This is a genomic window from Burkholderia arboris (assembly GCF_038723655.1).
GTDB lineage: Bacteria > Pseudomonadota > Gammaproteobacteria > Burkholderiales > Burkholderiaceae > Burkholderia > Burkholderia arboris.
On the sequence record NZ_CP109823.1, the window covers coordinates 407,453 to 424,070 of the forward strand.

Annotated in this window: 13 protein-coding genes; 7 read left to right on the forward strand and 6 right to left on the reverse strand. The window is 64.3% G+C overall.

Annotation, left to right across the window (positions count from 1 at the left end; genetic code table 11):
- Nucleotides 1–572 precede the first annotated feature (572 nt).
- Nucleotides 573–2,270 (forward strand): M4 family metallopeptidase, encoded by a 1,698-nt coding sequence (locus OHZ10_RS34415; RefSeq protein ID WP_059241833.1) that lies wholly within the window; start codon nt 573–575, stop codon nt 2,268–2,270.
- 249 nt (nt 2,271–2,519) lie between these two features.
- On the opposite strand, the gene OHZ10_RS34420 is transcribed toward OHZ10_RS34415, so the two are convergent.
- Nucleotides 2,520–3,209 (reverse strand): DJ-1/PfpI family protein, encoded by a 690-nt coding sequence (locus tag OHZ10_RS34420; RefSeq protein WP_174993972.1) that lies wholly within the window; start codon nt 3,207–3,209, stop codon nt 2,520–2,522.
- Nucleotides 3,210–3,298: 89 nt separating this feature from the next.
- On the opposite strand from OHZ10_RS34420, the gene OHZ10_RS34425 reads away from it, so the two are divergent.
- Nucleotides 3,299–4,234, forward strand: a complete 936-nt coding sequence (locus tag OHZ10_RS34425) for a GlxA family transcriptional regulator (RefSeq protein ID WP_174993971.1) — start codon at nt 3,299–3,301, stop codon at nt 4,232–4,234.
- 145 nt (nt 4,235–4,379) lie between these two features.
- On the opposite strand, the gene OHZ10_RS34430 is transcribed toward OHZ10_RS34425, so the two are convergent.
- The 4 genes from OHZ10_RS34430 to OHZ10_RS34445 all read right to left on the reverse strand — a co-directional run bounded on the left by OHZ10_RS34430 (nt 4,380) and on the right by OHZ10_RS34445 (nt 8,107).
- Nucleotides 4,380–5,741 (reverse strand): FAD-binding oxidoreductase, encoded by a 1,362-nt coding sequence (locus tag OHZ10_RS34430; RefSeq protein WP_340626072.1) that lies wholly within the window; start codon nt 5,739–5,741, stop codon nt 4,380–4,382.
- Nucleotides 5,731–5,967, reverse strand: a complete 237-nt coding sequence (locus OHZ10_RS34435; protein WP_155627354.1) for a hypothetical protein — start codon at nt 5,965–5,967, stop codon at nt 5,731–5,733. Before OHZ10_RS34435 ends, OHZ10_RS34430 begins: the two co-directional genes overlap by 11 nt.
- On the reverse strand, nt 5,964–6,461 hold the full coding sequence (locus OHZ10_RS34440; protein ID WP_059241842.1) for a hypothetical protein: 498 nt from the start codon (nt 6,459–6,461) through the stop codon (nt 5,964–5,966). Before OHZ10_RS34440 ends, OHZ10_RS34435 begins: the two co-directional genes overlap by 4 nt.
- Before the next feature lie 197 nt (nt 6,462–6,658).
- Nucleotides 6,659–8,107 (reverse strand): aldehyde dehydrogenase family protein, encoded by a 1,449-nt coding sequence (locus OHZ10_RS34445; RefSeq protein ID WP_342706412.1) that lies wholly within the window; start codon nt 8,105–8,107, stop codon nt 6,659–6,661.
- A gap of 679 nt (nt 8,108–8,786) precedes the next feature.
- Here OHZ10_RS34445 and OHZ10_RS34450 point away from each other — a divergent pair.
- Nucleotides 8,787–10,154, forward strand: coding sequence for a flavin monoamine oxidase family protein (locus OHZ10_RS34450; RefSeq protein WP_342706413.1), 1,368 nt, complete (start codon nt 8,787–8,789; stop codon nt 10,152–10,154).
- 117 nt (nt 10,155–10,271) lie between these two features.
- Here OHZ10_RS34450 and OHZ10_RS34455 read toward each other — a convergent pair whose 3' ends face one another.
- The gene (locus OHZ10_RS34455) at nt 10,272–11,003 is read right to left on the reverse strand and encodes a GntR family transcriptional regulator (RefSeq protein WP_059242477.1); all 732 of its coding nucleotides are present in this window, start codon (nt 11,001–11,003) and stop codon (nt 10,272–10,274) included.
- Between the two features lie 127 nt (nt 11,004–11,130).
- Between OHZ10_RS34455 and pcaB the strand changes: the two genes are divergently transcribed.
- The 4 genes from pcaB (at nt 11,131) to OHZ10_RS34475 (ending at nt 16,605) form a co-directional block, all read left to right on the forward strand.
- Nucleotides 11,131–12,504: a 3-carboxy-cis,cis-muconate cycloisomerase gene (pcaB, locus tag OHZ10_RS34460; protein ID WP_174993968.1), complete on the forward strand. Its 1,374-nt coding sequence runs from the start codon at nt 11,131–11,133 to the stop codon at nt 12,502–12,504.
- Nucleotides 12,505–12,531: 27 nt separating this feature from the next.
- Nucleotides 12,532–13,953: a cation:dicarboxylate symporter family transporter gene (locus tag OHZ10_RS34465; protein WP_425394808.1), complete on the forward strand. Its 1,422-nt coding sequence runs from the start codon at nt 12,532–12,534 to the stop codon at nt 13,951–13,953.
- Between the two features lie 26 nt (nt 13,954–13,979).
- Nucleotides 13,980–15,368: a class II fumarate hydratase gene (locus tag OHZ10_RS34470; RefSeq protein ID WP_342706414.1), complete on the forward strand. Its 1,389-nt coding sequence runs from the start codon at nt 13,980–13,982 to the stop codon at nt 15,366–15,368.
- Between the two features lie 265 nt (nt 15,369–15,633).
- Complete coding sequence (locus tag OHZ10_RS34475; RefSeq protein WP_342706415.1) at nt 15,634–16,605, forward strand: hypothetical protein; 972 nt, start codon at nt 15,634–15,636, stop codon at nt 16,603–16,605.
- The last annotated feature ends 13 nt before the right edge of the window (nt 16,606–16,618 follow it).

A 16,618-nucleotide genomic window follows, 5' to 3' on the forward strand; every position in this document is an offset into this window, starting at 1 on the left:
TTGCGCTCGACATTGCCACGTCAAGCACGCGATGAAGCGTGAAGCGCCCACCCTGCCCGCGTCGTCGCCCCCGGCGCCCGCAAGTGCAAGCAACGGGCGCAACACCGACGAGCGCCGTAGCCCGACGCTCGCTGCGTATTGAGTGACATCGCGATCAAAAAGCGAAAATATCCGGAGTATTGTCCAGCCGCATTGAAACGCACGACACCGCAACAATCAAAATCAATATTTAATAAAGAAAATTTCCCCTCTTTAACTCGGCCATACGTCGCCCCCTCCAATCGCCCCGGGCATCGCACCCTGCCTCGCCCAGTCGCACAACGCCCCTCAGCCGCACACGGTCGATGCGGCGTTGCCGATCCCGCCAACGCCACCGACAAGATAATTTCATATTTCTCACCAAATCATGACTTGATTAACAGCGGAGACATGAAAAATTAATATCACAGAAAATATCTTGTAATTATAAAAATGGCCTCCTAGCATGCCTCTGCTGTACGCGACATGTCTTATATCAAAGTCATTACTTGATGCATTCCTCGAACAAACCCATCCATAACCTGGGGAATTACATGAAGAAATTGTCTCGTCTGCTGCCCATCACCGCGATTACCGTTGCGAGTCTCAGCGCTTTTGCCCAGGCCGGCGACCAGCCCGCCGCGGTCGACAAAGCCCTGCAACTGATCCAGCAGAACCCGTCCGCCTTCAGCCTCGCCACTGGCGGCACGGCACGTGCGTTGAAGTTCGCAGGGCCGCAAGCCAGCGCGCCGACGGACGGCGATCAGTTCCAGGTACGCGACGTGATCGTCGACCCCGACGGCACCGAGCACGTGCGCTTCGACCGCTTCTACGCGGGCCTGCCCGTGATCGGCGGTGACGTCGTCGTCCATTCGAGCAAGGGGCAGTTGAAGCAGGCGAGCCTGACCCAGCTCGCGCCGATCAATCTCGCCGGCACGATCGGCAAGGTCGGAAACCGCTCGGTGGTACGCAACGCACCCGACGTCGGCGCGACCCGGGCCAGGAACGTCGCGGCCGCGCGTTTCAACTCGGACGTGCGCCGCGTCGAAGACGCGGAGCTCGTCGTGTTCGCCCGCGACGTCGCGCCGACGCTGGCCTATGCGGTGCGCGTATTCGGCAAGGCGACCGATACGCATGGCGACGCCGTGCTGTACTACGTCGACGCGCGCACCGGCAACGTGCTCGACGCACAGGACCTGATCAAGACAGCCGCCGCGACCGGCACCGGCCGCTCGCTGTACTACGGCAACCTGACGCTCACGACGGACCAGACCGGCACGAACGCGTACCGGATGCTCGATCCGAGCCGCGGCGGCGGCTCGGTCTACGATGGCCGCGGCCTGAGCTCGGACGACGTCGAACAGGCGACCGACCTGCCGATCTTCACGAGCAGCACGAACGTGTGGGGCAACAACGCGACGACCGACCGGCAGACCGTCGCCGCCGACATCGATTACGGGCTTGCATTAACTTGGGACTACTACAAGACGACGCACAACCGCAACGGCATCTTCAACGATGGCCGCGGCGTGAAGAGCTACGCGCACGTGGTGTTCAACACCGGCAGCGGCACGACGGGCGCGAACGCGGCATGGCTGTCGTCGCGCGTGATGGCGTACGGCGACGGTGATCCGGGCACCCGCCTGCCGAAACCCGTCGTATCGGTCGATGTCGCCGGGCACGAAATGAGCCACGGCGTGACCGAGGCCACCGCCAACCTGAACTATTCGGGCGACGCGGGCGGCCTGAACGAAGCGACGTCCGATATTTTCGGCACGCTCGTGAAGTTCTACGCGAACAACCCGAACGATCCCGGCAACTACGTGATCGGTGCGCGCATCGTGAGCGGCGGCCTGCGCAAGATGTACAAGCAGGATCTCGACGGCCGGTCGTTCGCCTGCTACCCGTCCGGCGGCTTCTCGTGGTCGAACCCGCGCCACGATCCGCATTACACGTCGGGGATCGGCAACCGCTTCTTCTACCTGCTGTCGGAAGGCCCGGCGGTGCCGTCGACCGACACCGGCCTGTCGAGGACGCAACTGGTCTGCAATGGCGACACGACCTTCAGCGGCCTGGGCCGCGACAAGGCCGGCAAGATCTGGTACCGGACGCTGACCGTGTACCTGAACGCCAACTCGAGCTACCCGAACGCACGGCGCGCGTCGATCCAGGCGGCAAACGACCTGTATGGTGCGAACTCGGCAGAAAGCACAACGGTTGCGCGCGCCTGGAGTGCAGTCGGCGTGAACTGATCGCGCGTGTGCGGGTACGCCGAACGCCCGCAGATCGCGTGACGGCACGCCGTTTCGACGGAGAACGAGCCGATCGACGTCGCGCGGTACTCACGCGAATGACGGGCAGATGTCGATCAACCGCCTGCAATGTCAGGCGGTTGATCGGCAAACAGCGGCACACCAAATCCCGGCCGGAGCCGGGCGCGTCATCGCAAGCCGCACGTCCCGATGCGCATCAGATTCCGCGCTTCCTGCGCCCGCCGTCGCTCATCGAAGCGCTTGCGCGGCCCGCTTCACCGCGTCGTAGCGATCCATCCTCATCTGCCCCAGCTGTGCGGTCACCGCCTCCAGGATCTCGGGCGCCGCGCGCTCCGGCCGTCCGCAGTCGAACGGCGGCGCCGGGGCATACTCGATGGACAGCTGCACCGACTGAGCATGGGCGGCCCCCGCAATTTCCGCCATCACCGTCAGTGCCATGTCGATGCCTGCCGTGATGCCGCCACCGGTGATCAGGTTCCCGTCGCGCACCACGCGCGCGTCATCGACGGTCGCACCGAACGCCGGCACCAGGTCGAGCCACGACCAGTGACATGTGGCCCGCTTGCCGCGCAACAACCCTGCTGCCCCCAGCAACAGCGAGCCGGTGCACACCGACGTGACATAGCGCGCCCCGTCTGCCAGCCGGCGCAGCTCGCGCACGTATTCCGCATCGCCCAGCGCCTCGATCACGCCGAGGCCGCCCGGCACGCATACGAGGTCCGCATGCGGGATATCGGCCAGGCGCCTGACGTTCGCGATCGTCAGGCCGCCATCGGCCTCGATCGTCCCGCCGGTGGACGAAGCCAGCACGCATTGCGCGCCGGGCAGGCGCAGGAACACCTCGTAGGGCCCGGCGAAATCGAGTTGCGTCACGTTCTCGAACAACGCGAAGACGACGACATACGGCGCAGCAGTCATGACACGAATCTCCTTTCAGTGGATTGACACCTCGCATGGTCGCGCCCTATCGTGATGGCTGCAATGTCGCTATCCCCACTTTTCCTGCCATGCCCCATCGCGTCGCCGTGCTCGTGTATCCGGACTTCCAGCTGCTCGACGCGGCCGGCCCCATCGCTGCCTTCGAAATTGCCGGCCGCTATCGCAGCGGTCACTACACGCTGCGCACGATCGCCGCGGAAGCCGGCCTCGTGCGCAGCTCGTCCGGTGTCAGCTGGGCCGCCGAAGCGCTTCCTGCGGTCAGCACGATCGACACGCTGCTCGTCGCCGGCAGCGACGACATGGATTCCCCGATGTCCGATCCGCGCGTGCTGCGCTTCGTGCAGCGCTGCGCGCGACGCGGCGTGCGCGTGACGAGCGTGTGCTCGGGCAGCCTGTTGCTGGCCGCGGCAGGCTTGCTCGACGACCGGCGCGCGACCACGCACTGGTCCTGCAGCGAACGATTTGCGCGGCAGTTTCCACAGGTGCGCCTCGAGCCCGATCTCATCTACGTGGAAGACGGTCCGTTCTGGACCAGCGCCGGCATCAGCGCCGGTATCGATCTCGCGCTCGCGCTGGTCGGTAACGATCTGGGCGAGCACGTTGCGCGCCTCGTCGCGCGCCAGCTGGTGGTCTACTACCGGCGGCCCGGCGGACAATCGCAGTTTTCCGCGCTGATAGAGATGAACTGCGCACGCGGCCGCTTCAACCCGCTGCTCGATCACGTGCGCAGCAACCTTGCCGTGCGTCACCGCGTCAGCGATCTGGCCGAGCGCGCGTGCATGAGCCCGCGACACTTCGCGCGTGCGTTTCAGGCGGAAACGGGGCTCACCCCGGCGAAAGCGGTAGAGAAACTGCGCGTGGAAGCCGCGCGCGCCGCGCTCGAAAGCGGCGCAGCGTCGCTGCAGCGCGTGGCGCAGGAATGCGGCTTCGGCGACACCGAGAACCTGCGCCGCAGCTTCCAGCGTCTGCTGGGCGTGCCGCCATCGACCCTGCGGGTGCGCTGAAGCGAGGTTCGGGATCGCGTGGTTGACGAACGTCGCGCACCGCACCGACAGCGCATTCCCGTTTCTCCCGACGCGCCGGATGCATGACCGTGAGCACCGTTGCCGCCTGTGCGGCCTCCACGAGGCTGACTATTGGCCTGGACGGTCACTTCCTGAGCCCCTTCTCCTCCCACCAGTCCCAGGACTTCAGTGCCTGGCGCGCAACCCTGCCGCCGAGATACGCGAGCGTGTCGCTCGTCATCGACAGCGATTTCCTGTTCACGATCCAGAAATCCGTCAGCTCGGATTTATTCCCGGCAAGCAGATCCGCAATGGTGCGGCCATTGAGGTGGGTCAACGCGACACCATGACCGAAGCATCCGCCCGAATAGATGATGCGTTCATCGTCGATGAAGCTGATCTCGGGAGCCATGTCCATGGTGATCGAAACGGGGCCACCCCATCGATAGTCGATGCGCGTGTTCTTCAGCTGAGGGTAGATCCACTTGAGATGATCCTCACAATGCTGCCACGCCACCGGTGCCGAAACCTCATTCGTGGCCCCGGTCCGGTAAGTGATCGCGTCGCCGCCGCCCATGATGATCCGGCCGTCGGCCGTCGGCCTGAAATAGTGCAGCATCTGCCGGTTGTCCCCGAACGATTGCCGCTCGCTCCAGCCGATGCTTTCCCATTGCGCGTCGCTCAGCGGTTCGGTGACGACCTGATAGGTCCAGAGGGGATACTGGCGCGCGCGCAGCCGTTCCGGGCCCGGAATCTCACGGGAGTAAGCGTTTGTCGCGACGACCAGCTTGTCAGCCATGATCTTTCCATTCGGTGTACTGACTGAAATGGCGGATGACGTTCGTTCGATATTCGTCACCTGGGTGGTCTCGTAAATGACGACACCGGCCGATTCGGCCAGCGACTTGAGCGCCCGCACCTGCTTGCAGGGATCGAGGTACCCGGTATTCGATTCGTAGATGCCGCCCGCAAAGCGTTCCGAATGGAAATCCTGCTGAAACTGCTCTGCGCTCCGCCATACCATGTCGTCGTCAATGCCCAGCTTCTGGAACAGTGCGTAGGTCTTCTGCATCCGGCCCAGTTGCGGCTTCGTGTAGGTGGCGCGCACCAGCCCGCTGTGCCGGTAATCCGACTGGACGCCGTTCTCCTCGATCAGGCTCCTGGTATGCGCTACCGCGAGCGTCAGGTAGCGATGCGCGTCGATCATTTTCTGCTCGCCCCAGCGCAGCAGGACCATCTCCGGCTCGAGACCGAACATCTTCGTGCTGAAGCCTGCGTTGCGGCCACTGGAACCGAAACCGATGATGGCGGCTTCCAGCACGACGACGCGTGCATTGGGGTGATCCTTCTTGAACTGCCACGCCGTATTCAGCCCCGTGAAGCCGCCCCCGACTATCGCAACGTCGACCTTGAGATCTTCCGTCAAGGCGGGATTGGGCGAATACGCGCCATAGGCGTGCTGCCAGAACGATCTGCTTTGATGCAGGGAGGCTTGATCAAGTGACATGGTGGTGTTTTCGCGTAACGGGATCGGATGCCGAGGCAGCCGGGTTCTTCTGCTTCGGCAGTGGAGCGACATGGTTGCCGGGCGATCCGGCCGGCGCATGAGCAACGCCTTCGCGCTCGCGTGCCTTCGACAGGCCCGCGGGCGTCGGAGCCGTCACCGTGTCGTCACGGCAATGACCCATCGCATGCCCCGCAGCCAGGTCGCTTTGAAGCTTTTCACTTTTCATCCATATTTCTTGACCACGAATTTTCCGTCGTACTTTTCGAGGAACGAATCGATCTTCCGGGCCAGGACGGCATCCTGGCCGTCGAGCGAAAGCCGCATCATCTCGATCTGGAAATCCTCCTGATCGACCATGTAATCCAGGAAGATTCTTGAATCCGATGGGCCGATGTTTCTCAGCTTGCGCAGCTCGTCGCAATAGACGACGGTCTTGGCGTGCACGAACTTCAGGAATGGCCTCAAAAGACATTTCGGAACGGATCCGATCACCCACGCCTTGATCCGCGTTCCGGCTCCGGGAGTCGTGCCGATTCCCCATCGAGCCGCCGCCTGGCGATAAACGGGCGCATTGAACTCTTCCAACTTCAGATAGGCCGCCCAGAGCGGCTGACGCGGATCGCCGTCGAGACGATTCGCCAGGCGCCCGATGGCACGAAGCGCAAATGCCCGATTCTGGACTTCGCCCTTGAATCCTTTGGCAAATTGACTGGAAGGCATCAAGATAATTACCTCGCGTAACGCATGTCCGGCCAGCCCTCACCGCGTCGGGTGAAATTGGACGGTTGCCCGATTCAGATCCGGCAATTGACAAACAGGGCAGGCAAGCACGCTATCGGCCCTCGGCGCGATGGCAGAAGGCCGGCCCTCGATGAATGAAAACGTGTGCCGCGACTCGACGTCGCGACACGTTCGACTTACGTTGCTTCGGACAGCCTGGCCTCGAACGCGTTGATGGCGGCTGCAATGGCACCGTCGAGATAGCCTTGCATCTGCGCCGACACCAACGGGCGCCCCACCAGCGGGTTGGCCACGCCGTCAGGACGGGTTGTCACGGCCACCGCGCGACGATGCGTGAACGTATCGAAGCCCGTCTTGCCGTGATAGGCGCCCGAACCGGAATTGCCGATTCCACCGAACGGCGCACCGGGAAGCAGTGCATGCAGCAACCCGTCGTTACGCGTGACCCCGCCGCTCGTCGTGCAATCGAGGAAGCGCCGGAAATCGGCGCCGTCGTCGCCGTACCAGTAGGCGGCAAGCGGCGCAGGACGTGCCGAGATGTATTCGACGGGTTCCTGCAAATCGTCGTATCCGTACACGACAAGCACCGGCCCGAATACTTCCTCGTCGGCAATCTCTGCCGACGCAGGAACATCGACCAGGATCGTCGGCGCAATCCTGCGCGATGCGCGATCGGGGAGCCGCCCAGCCTCGCCTTCCGGCGCCGCCACGGTTTTTTTCGCGCCCTTCGCGACCGCGTCGTCCACGAGGCCAACGATCCGGTCGAAATTGCGCTCGTTGACGATGGACACGACCGCGGGATTGTCCAGATAGGTATCGAATATGGAGTTGTACTGAGCAATCAGTTTGTCAACGAAAGCCATCACGATGCCTCTGGGCACCCAGACATAATCCGGACACAGGCAAACTTGCCCGCCGTTCACCACACGCGTGGCGGCAATTCTGCTGACTGCCAGATCCAGATCGGCATCGGGCGCCACGATGACCGGGTTCTTTCCGCCCAGCTCGGTTGTCACGGGAACGAGATGCTTCGCGGCCGCCTGCGCGACGATCGCCCCGATCTTCGGAGAGCCGGTGAAGAACAGGTGGTCGAACCGCAACCCCGAGAAGAACTGTGACGTCGACAGATCGCCGTGGACGAAGGCCACCTCCGCCTCGTCGAACGTGTCGGAGATGATCTTCGCCAGCAAGCGCCCGGTTTCAACCTGGTACTCCGGGAAGTTCATCATGACGCGATTCCCGGCGGCCAGCGCGCTCAGGGCCGGCTCGAATGTGAGCGTCACCGGAAAATTCCATGCGCCCATGACACCCACGACACCCTTGGGTTTTGGCTGAATGAAACCGCCCGGGATGGCCTCAGGTTCCATCCACTTCTCGATGTTGTCGAGCGTGTGGAGTATGTCTTCGGACCAGGGCAGCGCTTCGAGCGCCTTGGTCAGCTCGGGCGGACGGTTGCCGTAGTCGGCGCTCAGGGCCGCCGCAATCGCATCGAAGTTGGAAAGAACGGCAATTGCGAGCCGCCCCACTCGCGACTTTCGTACCGCAGCCGAAGCCCCGCCCTCGGCAAGGAATGCCGCACGCTGAACGTCGAGAATGCGTTCCAGCTCTGCCTTTTCATACGTCATGGTAGTTCCCTTTCAAATTGAGGTGCCGGATGCGCACCCCATCGACATCGACTGCCCGCCCCCGGCCAGGGCCGCGCGCAAACCCGGTGGATGGCACGTCCCGCGTTCGGCCCGATCGGCGCTTCATTTCGTCGATCCGATATAATTGTGTCATACGACCTAGTTTGCGTTATACAACACAATCCTGGGCCGCGCAACGTCGCGTCCTGCTGCGATGCGACAAGCCCGTGGGAACTCAAGCCAGCGATGCCGGCGTGCAATCGCACCAGGCACGCGTCGACAGGCCGATTCAACGGGAAACGCGCACGAAATACCAATCATCCGACGCACTCAGGCCACCGACAACGCGCCGATCATCGAGCAGGGCCACTGCATCGGAAACAGGCGGCGAGCCACATCCGACTGCCGCCCCCACCGTCTCGGCACCATCCCGCGACTTGCCATTTTCGGTCATATGACCTATAACGATGCATTCCTGCACCTCGAGCCCTCGTCCGGAGGCATCGCGCCACACGGCGCCTTCGTGCGCCGGCGCGGGGAGGACGGCGCTCCGCGAGCACCGTCGGCTTGACCGTCGTATCGACAACGGGATGAAGGGTTTTTTTGAAGCCGGCTACGTCAGGCGACACGGGCGTGTCGTGACCGGGCGCGGCAGAAACGTGACCAGGAGAGGGATACCATGGCAACGATCGATCATTCGGCCGGCCACGACTCAGATGTACTCATCATTGGCGCCGGTCTCGCGGGGATGAAGGCCGCGCTCGAACTCAGGAAGGCCGGGAAGCGGGTCGTGATTCTCGAGGCGCGCGACAGAGTCGGCGGCCGGTCGATGCCGGGAGAAGTCGGCGGTCAAACGGTCGACTTCGGGGGCCAATGGGTCGGCGCATCACAAAGGCTGCTGCGCGAACAAGCGACGGAGCTCGGCGTGCCGATGTACAGCCAATATACGAAGGGCAACAGCCTCGTCAATATCGACGGGAAAGTTCATGCGTATTCCAGCACGCCGAAGCTCCCTTTCCTGTCGACCCTGGAACTGGGTCTGACCTTGCATCGATGGAAGCGCGACATGCAGACGCTCCCGGTCGGCTCGCCGTGGCTGGCCGAGAACGCGCTCCAGTGGGATGCGATGTCGATCGAGGTCTGGATCGACAAGAATGTGGACACTGCTGCCGCCCGCGACTTTGCCCGCCTGATCACCAGCGCGATCACCTGCACCGAGACCCTGCATGTGTCGTATCTGTTCTTCCTGGAGTGCCTGCGACAGGGGGGTGGCCTGGAAACGATGATGGGTGTCGAAGGCGGTGCACAACAGGACAAGTTCCTGGGCGGCGCGTGGCTGATCCCGAAAGGAATGGCCGAGCGGCTGAACGGGTGCATCGTGCTCGACGCACCGGTGAGCACGATCGAACAAGATGCGAACGGCGTTCGCGCGATATGTCCGCAAGGCACGTACGAGGCGAAGGCCGCAATCGTCACCGCGCCTCCCGCGCTCGCCTCCCGTATTCGCTTCACGCCTCCGCTGCCCGTCAAACGCGCAGGACTGCTGCAAAGAATGCAGATGGGTGCCGTCATCAAGATGCACGTGGCCTACCCTACCCCGTTCTGGCGCAGTCGCGGGCTCAATGGTTCGGTTGCCAGCGCCGGCCGTCATCTGGGTTTCGTGTTCGATCAGTCGCCGGCCGACGAAAGTGTCGGCGTGCTGGTGGGCTTGATCGAAGGAAACCACGCACTTGAACTGAGCGGGCTCGGCAAGGAAGCGCGCCGGGAGCACGTCATTGCCGATCTCGTGCATTACTTCGGCGACGAAGCGGCGGCGCCTCTCGACTATGCGGACTACGACTGGACGACGGACGAATGGGCGCTCGGCGGGTACGCATCCCATATGCCGCCCGGCGTCCTGACCTCATACGGTGACAGTATTCGCGAACCGTTCGGCCGCATTCATTGGGCCGGTACGGAGACCGCCACGGCATGCATCGGCTATTTCGAGGGGGCGCTGGAGTCCGGGATCCGCGCAGCCGACGAGGTGATGAAAGCACTGCGCTGACCCGTTGCCGCCGGGCCTTTGTGGCCGGAGGCCGATCAACACCGTGCAGCCGCCTGGCCCGGGTTCCCGCTCGGCCGGCGTCCGTCCGGGCCGGGTTCCACGCGTTCCGTTGCCCCGCTATCCGGCCGATCGTGTCAGCCGCATCGACAACGCAAAACTGTCCGCAGGGTGCACCGTCACGGAGAATTCGAATGCCTCCCCGGTGGCGTCCAGATAGCGGCGCGAAATCTTCAGCACTGCTGCGCCAGGCTCGAGCCCGAGTCCCTTCCCGATGCGCTCGTCCGACAGAGTCGATGCGCGCACATCCTGCTCGATCTCGGCAATCTGGCGGCCATAGCGCGATTCGATCAGCGCGCTGACCAGTTCCGTCGATTTGCGCACCCGCTCGCCGATGTCCGTGTACGCCGGATCGATGTAGATGTCCGTCCAGGCCATCGGGGCGTCGGTCCGGCCCTCCTCCAGACGAATGCTGGAGATTCGCAGTAAAGGTGTCCCCTCCGCGCAGCCGATCTCGCGCGCCAGCGCCCCTTTCACCTTGACCGTTCCCACCGATTGCACGTGGCGCGAATGCTCGACGCCGAACTGGACGAGATCGTCCACCGAGGCAAGCGTCGGCCGGAACCTGGCCTTGGGCCGCGACGCCTCGACCCGCGTGCCCACGTTTTTGCGGCGCGACACGAGCCCTTGGTCCTGCAATTCCTGCAGCACGGCTCGGATCGTGTAACGGCTCGCGTTGAACTGCTCGCACAACTCGAATTCGGTGGGCAGCAGTGAGCCGACCGGGAAGCGCCCGCTGGCGATCCCGTCTAGAAGTTGCCTGGCGATCTCCGCCGCGTTGGTTTTGCTCATCTGGTTCGCCAACATCACGTTTCATTCGAATTGGGTAAACCCGGATTTGCCAAACATGTTCGAACATATCTAATGCGATTTGTTCGAACATATTAGCCAACCCGACCTCCCGCCACAAGGTAGCACCATGCTCCACAACGCCATCCCCGCCGCCAGCACCGTCGTCGATTCCGCGCTCTTCCGGGATGCCTTCGGCACGAAGAAGATGCGCCAGATCTTCTCCGACGGCGCGCTCGTGCAGCGCTATATCGACGTCGAGATCGCGCTGGCGAAGGCTGAGGCACGCGTCGGCGTGATCCCGAATGAAGCCGCCGAGGTCATCGCGAGCGAGTCGCGCATCGAGCGGATCGACTTCGACCACATGCGCGAGGAAACCGACATCGTCGGCTATCCGATCCTGCCGCTGGTCCATCAGCTCGTGACGATGTGCGGCGAAGCAGGCCGTTACGTGCACTGGGGGGCAACCACGCAGGACATCATGGACACCGCCGTCGCCCTCCAGGTACGCGACGCACTCGACAGCATCGACGCCGACATTCGCGAACTGCGCGGCATTCTCGCAGATTTGTCGACGAAGCACCGCGATACCGCGATGGCCGGGCGCACGCACCTGCAACAGGCGTTGCCGGTGACCTTCGGCTACAAGACCGCGATCTGGCTCGCGATGTTCGACCGGCACCAGCAGCGTATCGCCGAACTGCGCCCTCGCGTGGCCGTGGTGGAATTCGCCGGCGCGGCCGGCACGCTGGCATCGGTCGGCGAGAAGGGCTTTGCGATCCAGCAGGCGCTGGCCAAGGAGCTGGGCTTGGGCGTGCCGGCCACCACCTGGCACGTGGCGCGCGATGGCTTCGCCGAAGCGGTCAACCTGCTCGCGCTTGTCACCGGCTCGCTCGGCAAGATCGCACTCGACATCATGATCATGGCGTCGACCGAGTTCGCGGAAGTCTACGAGCCGTTCGTGAAGGGGCGCGGCGCCAGCAGCACGATGCCGCAGAAGCGCAATCCCATTTCCAGCGAACTGATGCTGGCTGCCGCCAAGGCCGTGCGCCAGCACGCCGGGCTGATGGTCGATGCCATGGTGCAGGACTTCGAGCGCGCCACCGGCCCATGGCACGCCGAGTGGATCGCCATTCCTGAGAGCTTCATCCTGACCTCGGGCGCGCTCCACCAGGCGAAATTCGCGCTGGGCGGGCTGATCGTCGACACCGCTCGCATGCGGCACAACCTCGATATTTCCAACGGCCTGATCGTGGCCGAGGCCGTGATGATGGGCATGGCGCCGCATATCGGCCGTCAGCAGGCGCACGACGTGGTGTATGACGCCTGCCGCACCGTCAACGAAGCCGGCGGCACGCTGGCCGACGCGCTCAGCGCGCTGCCGGCCGTCACGCAGCATCTCGACCGTGCGGCCATCGAGCGCCTGTGCGACCCGGCCAACTATCTCGGCCTCGCCCCGCAGATGGTGGATCGCGCCATCGAACTCTCGAACAAGGTGGCCTGAACACAGGCCCCGGTGGAGGTAGACATCATGCAAGACCCGACCATCCATACCCTCGCAGTTCCGCCAGCCGCGCCGCCGGCCGCCCCGCGGCTTCCGTGGTATCGCAAGCTCGGCATGCAGGTGCTCGTCTCACTGCTCCTCGGCATCGGCGTCGGCTTCGTGTTCCCGACCTTCGCCGCGAAGCTGAAGCTGCTGGGCGACATGTTCCTGTCGCTCATCAAGGTCGGCGTGGCGCCCCTCGTATTCCTGACCATCGTGCACGGCATCGCGTCGGCGGGCGACGCGAAGAGCGCCGGGCGCGTGGGCTGGCGCTCGATTCTCTACTTCGAGGTGATTTCGACCGTCGCGCTGATGGTCGGCATGCTCGCGGGCAATCTGCTGGAAATCGGGAAGGGGATGGCCCACGTCACAACCGGCACCATCACGCCGGCAACAAAGGTCGTGGCGCCGCAGGGCTTCCTCGAATTCATGATGCACATCGTGCCCGACAACTTCGTCGGCGCATTTGCCAAGGGCGAACTGCTGCAGGTCGTGGTGCTGGCGGTCATGGTCGGCATCGGGATCCTGGCCATTCCGGAGACGCGCCGCGCGACCATCAACCGTGGCCTCGACACCCTCTCCGACGTGCTGTTCTCCTTCATCAATCTCGTGATGAAGCTCGCGCCGATCGGCACCTTCGGCGCGGTGGCCTATTCGGTGGGCATCAATGGGTCAGCCGTCCTGGTCGCACTGGCGCAATTCGTGCTGAGCTTCTACGCGGTGGTGGTGCTGTTCATCGCCGTCGTGCTCGGCATCGTCGCAAAAGTGGCCGGCTTCAGCCTGTGGCGCTTCCTGAGGTACATCAAGGACGAGATCCTGATCGTGCTCGGCACGGCCTCGTCGGAAAGCGCACTGCCGCGCCTTCTGATCAAGCTCCAGCGGCTGGGCTGCGCCAAGCAGACCGTCGGTCTGGTGCTGCCTACCGGCTACGCTTTCAACCTCGACGGCACGTCGATCTTCATGGCGATGGGCGTGATGTTCATCTCCCATGCGTATGGTGTGCCGCTGACGCTCGACCACCAGTTCGGCATCCTGGTGCTGATGCTGCTGACGTCGAAAGGCGCGGCCACGGTATCCGGCGGCTCGTTCGTGGTGTTTGCCGCGACGGTGACGTCGACCGGGATACTGCCGGTGGAAGGGCTGGCCGTGATCTTTGGCGTCTACCGCTTCCTGTCCATGGCCGTCTCGACCTGCAACACCATCGGCAACAGTGTGGCGACGGTGGTCGTGGCGAAGTGGTCGGGCACGTTCGATGCCGAGACCGCGAAGCGCCATCTTTATCCCGAGCGCCATCCCGACCTGGCCGCAGCCGACGCCGCGCTCGACGACGGCACCCTGCCGGGCGACGACGCCAATGCGGTGGATCCTCATTCGCCGGGCGGCCCGCTGCAACGCACGACGGCTGCCTGACCCCGACAACGCTCCCTGAATTCATCATGACAACGTACCGCATCGAGAATGACTCGTCCGGCCCGGCGGACATTCCCGCCGACCGCTATTGGGGCGCCCAGACGCAGCGCGCGCTGACCGTGTTTGCGGTCGGGGAGGAACGCTTCCCCGACTGCCTCGTCCATGCTTTCGGCCTGCACAAGATGGCCGCCGCCCGCGCCAACATGCGCTGCGGCGTACTTGACGCAGGGCTCGGTGCAGCCATCGTGGCCGCCGCGGAAGAGCTGCGCTGCGGCCGATTCGACGATCACTTCCCGCTTTCCATCTGGCAGACCGGCTCTGGCACCCAAACCAACATGAACGCCAACGAGGTGATCGCGAACCGGGCCAACGAACGGCTGGGGCAGCCGCTGGGCACCCGGTCTCCCGTGCATCCGAACGACCATGTGAACGCCTCGCAGTCGTCCAACGACAGTTTTCCGTCGGTCATGCACATGAGTGCTGCGATCGAACTGGAAGACCGGCTCGCCCCGGCGCTTCGCCGGTTGCGCGACAGCCTGCGCGAACGCGCCGGCGCGTTCACCGACGTGCTGAAAATCGGTCGCACCCACCTGATGGACGCGGTCCCCACCACGCTCGGCCGTAGCTTCGACGGCTTCACCGCGCAGGTCGACAATGCGCTGGCGCGCCTGCACGACACGATGCCCCGCCTGCTTGTCCTGCCGCAGGGCGGTACGGCGGCAGGGACCGGCCTGAACGCCCCGCCCGGCTTCGACCGTGCATTCTGCGAGGAAGCGAGCCGGCTGAGCGGCCTGGCATTCCGTCCGAATCCTTGCAAGGTCGAAGGCATGGCCGCGCACGACGCATTGCTCGAGCTCTCCGGCGCGCTCAATGTGATCGCCGCGTCGTTCACCAAGATCGCGAATGACCTGCGCTGGATGAGTTCCGGCCCGAACGCCGGCATCGGCGAATTGCTGCTGCCGGACGACGGGTTGACGTCCTCCATCATGCCCGGCAAGCGCAATCCGACCATCGCCGAGGTCATGGTGCAAACAGCGATGCAGGTGGCAGGCAATCATGTGACGGTAACGATGGCCGCCGCGTCCGGCAGCTTCGAACTGAACGTGGCAAAACCGGTGCTGATCTACAACGTCCTTCAGTCGATCCGGCTGCTCGCGGACGGCGCGAACATGGTGGCCACTCGGCTCATTCCAGGCATCCAGCCGGCAGGAGAACGACTGGCGCGCGACCTGCAAAGCCCGTTGCTCGCCGTCACCGCACTCAACCCGGTGCTGGGTTACGACAAGGCAGCTTCCATCACCCGCCATGCCCGTGGCCGCAGGATCGCCCCGCGCGAGGCGGCGATCGAACTCGGCCTGCTGGATGGAGAGACGTTCGACAGGCTGGTCGATCTCCGCCGCATGGCGGGGGGATGACATCCGGTCGATACCGAGCGGACCGTCGGGATGCAGCGATCCAACCGCTTGGGAGCGTCGTCGATCGAGGCCGGGCCCGGCCAGCCCTCGGCCGTTCGCGATCGCTGACAGACGGTCGTCGGGCGGCCGTGTCCCGCTCGAACGACGGACCTTCGAGGTCCGACCGTGTCGGACGGGCATCGGCCGTCATCGTCGCCCGCCGCGATCGACGAACGCACCCGTCACGGGCCGGGCCCTGCATCCCGCCATCTGCCGGATTCGTGTCGTGCTGGCGCTGAGCCGACAACGCGCTATATTCTTGTCCGAGGCAGGACAACGCACTCGCATCCGCAGAAGCCCGCCCGTCATCGCCGCATTCCCCGACGCGCATCTCCACCCAGCGAGAACGACAAACATGGACCACGCGCAGTACTTCAGCCAGAGCTCGATCCAGGCCGCGAATCTTCGCCTGCACTATCTGTCGCAGTTGCTGCGCGAACAAACGGGCTCGATCGTCCAGTACGGCATCCTTCGCGGGTTTCCGGTCGGCGTCAGTCACTGGGCGGAGGTCGCGGTCGGCGGCTACCTGCTCGGCACCTACGAGATCGCCGTATGCGCGATCCTGGAAGCGCTCGGCTCCCCCGACAAGGTGCTGGTCGACCTCGGCGCCGCCGACGGGATCTTCGGCATCGGCCTGGTCAGGAACAACGTCTTTGCCCGCAGCCTGTGCTTCGAGATGGACGAGCAACGCCGCCAGGCGATCCAGCACCGCGCCGCGGAGATGGGGCTGGCGGACCGCGTCGCCGTCCACGGCAAGGCCGATCGCAACCTGCCCGCGATCCTCGCGGAGCATGGCGGAGATCCGGCCGGCCGGGTCATCCTGTGCGATATCGAGGGCGCGGAATTCGACCTGTTCGACGCCACCCTGCTGGAACAGCTTGCCGGCAGCCACGTGATCATCGAGATCCACGATTTCCTGCTTTCCGACCCGGCGCAAGCCGCGCGCGCGTTCGACGAACTGAGCCAGCGCGCCAGCCAGCATTTCCACGTGTACGAGATTCGCGACGGGCTGCGGGACATCCGCAACATTCCGCTGCTGCGCCACTGGTCGGACTGGGACGCATGGTTGATGTGCGTCGAGGCGCGTTACCGGATGATGCGATGGCTCTGGCTCGAGCCGAAAAGCCAGCCGCGGCGTGACGGCCCGGACATCGATCGCCTGATCCTCGACTACCAGCGCCGGATCTTCGCCGCCTGACATCCTCGCGCCG